Source organism: Okeania sp. SIO2B9 (genome assembly GCF_010672505.1).
Taxonomy (GTDB): Bacteria; Cyanobacteriota; Cyanobacteriia; order Cyanobacteriales; family Microcoleaceae; genus Okeania; species Okeania hirsuta.
In genome coordinates this window covers 1-1991 of the sequence record NZ_JAAHGK010001359.1, presented here as the reverse complement: position 1 = coordinate 1991, position 1991 = coordinate 1, and the positions used below count along the sequence as shown (strand labels likewise).

At 35.6% G+C, this 1991-nt stretch carries 1 protein-coding gene; it reads right to left on the bottom strand.

Annotated features, from left to right (window positions below; all coding sequences use genetic code 11):
* Positions 1 to 293: 293 nt before the first annotated feature.
* Positions 294 to 1991: DUF4129 domain-containing transglutaminase family protein (locus F6K13_RS30720; RefSeq protein ID WP_287289511.1), on the bottom strand; the 1698-nt coding region annotated here is incomplete at its 5' end.

Sequence of the window (1991 nt, the reverse complement as noted above, 5' to 3'; positions counted from 1 at the left end):
TTAGGCATTTATCAAATAAATAATGTCAATGAAAAAAAATAATAGGGTCGATACATTGAAGAAGACAGAAGGCATTCACCCTATTCCCCAGGGTCAATTTATGATCACTAGAGAAAAATTGATAGGGAGATGGGGAGATTCTTATTCACAAGCAAAACCTTGTAGAGACCTTCCATGGAAAGTCCCTACTGTGGTCTACCCAAATAAAAACTGCTGTAAGTCTTAACCTGCTCATTCCTTCCTATATACATGAGCGAGCGTAGTTTTTTAGTAATCACCCTCTTCTTATTCCTTTAATTTAACCTACGCCTAATACTTCGCTTTAAACTTCGGAGTAAATTTTTTAATCTAGTTAAATTAACTTCTTTACTACCATAACGCCATCCCACATAAGCTTGAGAAATTTCTTCAATTATTTCTACTTCATTTATAGAATGATATTCCTTAATAGCTTGAGTATATTCAAAAGGTGTCTGAAAATGATGTTTAACTAATCCCTTACTCGCCATCAAACTCAACATTTGTTGATATATACTCTCCACTGGAGATAACTTAGCTAACCACCGACCATAACGCCATCCTCGCCAAAATATATACAATAACCAACCCAAGAAAGCTAAAGCAGTAACGAAAATTAAACCAGTAAATATGCCTTGCCAACCTTGAGAAAAGAGAGCAAAAAACCAACTAATAATTCCCAATACCCAACGGAATATTCCACCAATAAATCTCTCTAAAAAACCAGTTACAGGAGAAGGTAACCAACCAGCTACCCACTGCCAAAAAGTCATTAATGCACTAAAAGTTTGATTCTTTTCAATAGAAGGAGGAGTTAAAGGCATTCCCGGAATAGGGTTAAAAGCAAACCATCCATACCCAGGAAAATATACCTCCGTCATCATATAGGCATCTGTATTTTTAACCACATATAAACCAGTAAAAGGATTAAATTCCCCAGCAGAATAACCCGCTACTAATCTTGCCGGAATTCCAATAGAACGTAACATCATTGTCAAGACAGTAGAAAAGTGGTCGCCATAACCACCGATAATTTTCTCCCCTTCCGGGCTATTTTGATAACCAAATAAAAAAGCCGATACTAAATCTTCACCTTCAACAAAAAATGGAGGTTCTTTTTGTAGTTTATAATTAGGATTTTGTTTCAGATATTGGGCTAAAAAAAGTGCTTTTTGGTAAGGGGAAGTAATAGGTTTGCTTTCTTTAGCAACTTTATTTTTACTAGCTAAAATTTCTGCTGTTTTTTGTCTTACTTTTTCCGCAATTTCTGGAGGAATTTGTAAATAATATTTACTAATACTTTCTGGGTAATTTTCACCTGCCTTACTCAAAATATCTTGGTTTCGATAAGGAACATCAGAAATGACTGTATACGTTAAACCTTCCCTAAGTTCGAGAGGAGAACGCAAATTACCATCAGGGTCAATCGCTATTTTTTCAGTAGGAAAATATACTTCTTTTGCTTGATATAAAGCGGGAATTAAATTCGGCAACTGAGAAACAATTGTGTAGCTTTGAATTACTTCTCTAGTTTCATTGTCATATCTATTTCTCGGCCAATTAACATAAAATTGATAAGACCAACGAGGGCGATTTAAAGTAAAAGAATTATCATTCCGAGAAATTTCCCAACCTTCACCCGTATATTTATCGAAAGCCAAAACTCGCCAAAAACCTTCAGCTTGCGACCTCACCCGCATCACAACTTGAGGCTCTAATTGCCCACGCAAATTTTGATTAATTTTAGTATTAAATCCATAATAATAAGTACTATCTAAAGTTCCTGGACCTGATTCTTGATTAGTTCCACTTCCTCCACCAGAACCATCTCCATCTCCCCTACCTTGACTAATATAACCAGGGTTTGTAATAGTTCGCCCATCAAAATTTTCTACATCAAAATTAATCGGCGCACTAACAGGAAAAGTTCGTACTTGATAACCAGGTAATCTAGGTAAAAGAGCAAAAATTCC